Here is a 4,544-nt window from a genome sequence, read left to right on the forward strand (position 1 = left end):
GGTAAGGACATTGTCCAGATCGGCGATGACTCGCGCGGTCTGCAAACTCGATGGCGTTTCACCGAGATCACTGCCAATAGCTTCCATTGGATCGGCGAGGAAAGACCTTCCGAGAGCCACCCTTGGCAAATCACCTATGAGCATTTTGCCCACCGGACAAAGCGCGTCGCCTGAATCCGTTTCGCCGCGACGCGCCCTACCGCATCGAAGTCTCCGGCCCCTCCGACAGTTCCCATCGACCGGGCTTTGCTCTACCAATAGGAGTGCGGGCTCGGCCCGGCGGGAGGGGTCAGCGATGCCGAGTTTCGACAGCCTGTTCAATGCCTTCGTCACCATTCTCGTGACCATCGATCCGCCCGGGCTGGCACCGCTGTTCCTCGCCGTGACACGCGGCATGAATCGCGACGAGCGCCAGCAGGTCTCCGTACGCGCCTCGATCATCGGCTTCCTGGTGATGGCGCTGTTCGCGATCGCAGGTGCCTCGATCCTGTCGGTGTTCGGCATCACGCTGCCGGCCTTCCGCGTAGCAGGCGGTTTTCTGCTGTTCTTCATAGCCTTCGAAATGGTGTTCGAGCGCCGCCAGGACCGCAAGGAGAAGATCGGCGACGTCGCCATCACCAAGGACATGATCCACAACATCGCCGCCTTCCCGCTGGCGATCCCGCTGATCGCCGGTCCCGGTGCGATTTCGGCGACTGTGCTGCTCTCCGGCTCGTTTCAGGGCTTTGCGGCACAGGCGGCGCTGGTCGGCATCATCTTCGTCTGCCTCGCCATCACCTATCTGGTGTTCGTTCTGTCGGAGCGCATCGACCGCATCCTCGGCCAGACCGGCCGCTCGATCCTGACCCGCCTGCTCGGCGTTATTCTGGCGGCGCTGGCGGTGCAGTTCGTCGCCGACGGCATCAAGGCGCTGATGGCTAGTTGAACGGTATCCCTGCGGCCCTACTGCGCCGTCGTATCGACGATCTCGAAGTCATGCGTAAGCGTGGCCGTCTTGGCCATCATGGCGGAAGCCGAGCAATATTTGTCGATCGACAGATCGATCGCCCGCTTGACCTTGTCGCGCGACAGCGCGCGGCCCTTGACGATGAAATGCATGTGGATGCGGGTGAACACCTTCGGGTCGGTCTCGGCCCGGTCGGCGTCGAGTTATACGACACAGTCCTCGATCGCCTCGCGTCCCTTTTCAAGGATGTGGACGACATCATAGGCCGAACAGCCGCCGGTGCCGATCAGCACCAGTTCCATCGGGCTCGGCCCCGGGGTCTTGCCGTCCGGGCTGGACGCGGTTCCCAATACGACCTTGTGGCCGCTGCCGGATTCGCCGACGAAGGTGCGCTCCTCGACCCATTTTACCCGTGCCTTCATCGCCCTGTCCTTTCAGTCTGTCGATCGCGCCGGCGTCAGCTCAAATCAACAATGCAAAACCCCGAAAGTCCATGCAGGACCCTCGGGGCATATCAAGCACAAGCATTCGCCGTTTGGTAGGCTCCCGATCAGAACGGAATTTCGTCGTCCAGTTCGCGCGACGAACCGCCGCCACCGCCGCCCCTTGGAGCGTTGCCGCCACCGCGGTTGAACCCTTCATTCGGGCTCGACTGGCCGAAATCCGACCCGCGGCTGCTGCCGCCACCGCTGTAGCCGCCGACCTGGCCGCCCTCACCCTGGCCGCGCGCATCGAGCATCTGCAGCTCGCCACGAAATTTCTGCAGCACGACTTCGGTCGTGTATTTGTCGGCACCGGTCTGGTCCTGCCATTTGCGCGTCTGCAACTGGCCCTCGACATAGACCTTCATGCCCTTCTTCAGATATTGCTCCGCCACCTTGGCGATGCCCTCATTGAAGATGACGACGTTATGCCACTCGGTCTTTTCCTTGCGCTCGCCGGAATTCTTGTCGCGCCAGCTTTCCGAGGTGGCGATGCGGATGTTGACGACCGGCTCGCCCGAATTCAGGCGCCGGATTTCAGGGTCCGCGCCGAGATTGCCGACCAGAATGACCTTATTGACGCTACCCGCCATGATATTTCTCCGCGCTCATCCGAAACAAATTTTTGTCGCAGCACCTTACAGGCTACGGACGTCAGCCGCCTGCCAAGGCTGGCTTTTCCCACAAGGTTTTTGTTCCCTTTTCGTTCCTATATGCACCGCCGCTGATTGTCAAGGAATGGCAGCAATGGCCAAGGTCCTCATATGGGTTGCAAAACAGCGCTTGCCAAATCAATAAGTATCGACTTATGCTTTTGTCATGATCGAAGCAGAGATTTTCCGCGCCCTGGCCGACCCGACACGCCGCGCCGTCTTCGAGCGGCTCGCGACAAGCGAGATGAGCGTGTCGGAACTGCGCAGCGGCCTGACTGTGTCGCAGCCCGCCGTCTCCCAGCACTTGGCGGTGCTGCGCGGTGCCGGCCTCGTGGTCGAGCGGCGGGCCGGCCGCAACGCCTATTACCGCGCCGATCCGCAGGGGCTTGCCCCGCTGCTCTCCTGGATTGAACGCTACCGGACGTTCTGGCCGGAGCGCATCGAAAGGCTGAAGACGGTTTTGAAGGACATGGATCAATGAAGAGCCAACGCGAAGTCGCACCGGATGCGATCGAATTCGAATATGACCTAGCCGAGCCGCCGGAAAAGGTGTGGCGGGCGCTGACCGTGCCGGAACTGCTCGCCGCCTGGATGATGCCGAATGATATCAGGCCACAGACCGGCAGCCGCTTTGCCTTCGCCGGGCCCGACGCGGCGATCGAGTGCGAGATCCTTGACGCCGAGCCCGAGCACCTGCTGCGCTATTCCTGGCGGGAACACTCGGACGATGCGGCGCGGCAGCACCCGCTCGACAGCACCGTCACCTTCACACTCGCCCGCACCGTTTCGGGCGGCACGCATCTGCGCATCGTCCATGACGGCTTTGCTCGCAAGGCGGCCGTTACCATGACGAGCGCCGGCTGCCGGCTTTCGCTGAGCGGAGCCGGAAAGCTCATCGCCGCGAGCAACACGCCGCATCTTCTGCTGCGCGCGGCCTGAACACGGAAATTGGAGAAGAAAAATGAGCGGTGTTGCCAGTCTTGTGCCGATGGTGATCGAGCAATCGAGCCGCGGCGAACGTGCCTTCGACATTTTTTCGCGGCTGCTGCGCGAGCGCATCGTCTTCATCAACGGCGAGATCAATGACGACGTCTCGGCGCTGGTCTGCGCGCAGCTTTTGTCGCTGGAATCGGACAACCCCGAGAAGGAGATTTCGCTCTACATCAACTCGCCGGGTGGCATGGTGACCAGCGGCTTCGCCATTTACGACACGATGCAATATATCAGTTGCCCGGTGTCGACCGTGTGCATGGGCTTTGCCGCGTCGATGGGATCGTTCCTGCTGATGGCGGGCACGGCCGGGCGCCGGATCGCGCTGCCCAATGCCACCATCCTGCTGCATCAGCCGCTCGGCGGCTTCCAGGGCCAAGCTTCCGACATCCAGCGGCATGCCGAACGCATCGGCCAGACCAAGCGCCACATGACCGAACTCTACGCCCAGCATTGCGGCCGCAGCTATGAAGAGGTCGAACGCACGCTCGACCGCGACCATTTCATGACGGCCCGCGAGGCCCAGGCATGGGGCCTTGTCGACCATGTTTTCGACACCCGCAAAAAGGCGGCGTGACCCGAGAACGAAGATTTGACGATACCGGTCTGGTTCAAGTGGCGGCAGGTCCCTATAACAGGGAGATGACCGACACTCATCGATCCAGACCATCGCACCGTGTCACAGCCACCATGGTGCTCGCCATCGTCGGCCTTTTCTCCAGTTCGGCACTTGCCGACGGCGCCTCGTCGTCGGCGCAGAAAAGCGCCCTGCCCGGCGTGAGCGGCGACTATCGCATCGCCAAGCCAGCCCCGGTGCCCGAACCCGACGACGCATTCCCTAGCAGCGGCAACGGGCAGTTCAAGATCGGCGATACGGATGTCAGGATTTCCGGCAGCATCACGGTCGATGTCGGGGTTGGCGGGATCAAGCCGCCCAGGTAGGGCAAAAGATCGGTCCTGCAAACTCGAGCCCGCCCAAAAGAATAGCCCCGCCGTGCCTGGGGCAAACGGACGGGGCTTTTCTGGATCTCAAATCCATTTTTTGCCGGGAGTGTACTGCCGGCGTTGGATTTCGGATGCTTCGCGGCATTCAGCCGACGATCCGACTAACAGTCTCTAATTTTGGGGGATATGGCAGGTCACGGTTTGTCTGGTGGCGCAAACGCTATACCCTGGCACTTATGCCTGCCTCGGCTCCAACGAGACGTGGAGCCCTGGGGGACTATCCGGTGGCGTCATGCTCCGCTCCTTTGTCCGTTACGACATTGCCATCGCGAAGCGCAAATCGCAAATGCCTGCGGCGTCTCGCAGGCCGCCTTGGGGCGGCGAGGCCATCGAAAGACGGTCGGCTTCGCTGACCTCTGGAGACTGCCCCCGTGAGCCGGTCGCGTCAACCATCAATAGCCGGTTACGGAAAAATGTGATCGCCGGGAGGTTACGTCAGGGTCAGTTTCCGCACAGCTTTGTCAGGAG

6 protein-coding genes and 1 pseudogene are annotated in these 4,544 nt (G+C 61.8%); 5 read left to right on the forward strand and 2 right to left on the reverse strand.

What is annotated here, in order from left to right; all coding sequences use genetic code 11:
* Nucleotides 1–295: 295 nt before the first annotated feature.
* The gene (locus EOA36_RS28455; protein WP_127280359.1) at nucleotides 296–925 is read left to right on the forward strand and encodes a MarC family protein; all 630 of its coding nucleotides are present in this window, start codon (nucleotides 296–298) and stop codon (nucleotides 923–925) included.
* A 17-nt stretch (nucleotides 926–942) separates the two neighbouring features.
* Here EOA36_RS28455 and EOA36_RS28460 read toward each other — a convergent pair.
* A pseudogene (locus EOA36_RS28460) lies at nucleotides 943–1,368 on the reverse strand (OsmC family protein).
* 128 nt (nucleotides 1,369–1,496) lie between these two features.
* Nucleotides 1,497–2,021 (reverse strand): single-stranded DNA-binding protein, encoded by a 525-nt coding sequence (locus EOA36_RS28465; protein ID WP_023773877.1) that lies wholly within the window; start codon nucleotides 2,019–2,021, stop codon nucleotides 1,497–1,499.
* A 226-nt stretch (nucleotides 2,022–2,247) separates the two neighbouring features.
* Here EOA36_RS28465 and EOA36_RS28470 point away from each other — a divergent pair, with 226 nt between their 5' ends.
* The 4 genes from EOA36_RS28470 to EOA36_RS28485 all read left to right on the forward strand — a co-directional run bounded on the left by EOA36_RS28470 (nucleotide 2,248) and on the right by EOA36_RS28485 (nucleotide 4,013).
* Complete coding sequence (locus EOA36_RS28470; protein WP_015317709.1) at nucleotides 2,248–2,562, forward strand: metalloregulator ArsR/SmtB family transcription factor; 315 nt, start codon at nucleotides 2,248–2,250, stop codon at nucleotides 2,560–2,562.
* Nucleotides 2,559–3,020, forward strand: a complete 462-nt coding sequence (locus tag EOA36_RS28475; protein WP_127280360.1) for an SRPBCC domain-containing protein — start codon at nucleotides 2,559–2,561, stop codon at nucleotides 3,018–3,020. Before EOA36_RS28470 ends, EOA36_RS28475 begins: the two co-directional genes overlap by 4 nt.
* Nucleotides 3,021–3,042: 22 nt before the next feature.
* Nucleotides 3,043–3,648, forward strand: a complete 606-nt coding sequence (locus tag EOA36_RS28480) for an ATP-dependent Clp protease proteolytic subunit (protein ID WP_127280361.1) — start codon at nucleotides 3,043–3,045, stop codon at nucleotides 3,646–3,648.
* Between the two features lie 65 nt (nucleotides 3,649–3,713).
* Nucleotides 3,714–4,013, forward strand: a complete 300-nt coding sequence (locus EOA36_RS28485; RefSeq protein WP_127280362.1) for a hypothetical protein — start codon at nucleotides 3,714–3,716, stop codon at nucleotides 4,011–4,013.
* Nucleotides 4,014–4,544: the final 531 nt, after the last annotated feature.

This window comes from Mesorhizobium sp. M8A.F.Ca.ET.021.01.1.1, from assembly GCF_003998025.1.
Taxonomy (GTDB): Bacteria; Pseudomonadota; Alphaproteobacteria; order Rhizobiales; family Rhizobiaceae; genus Mesorhizobium.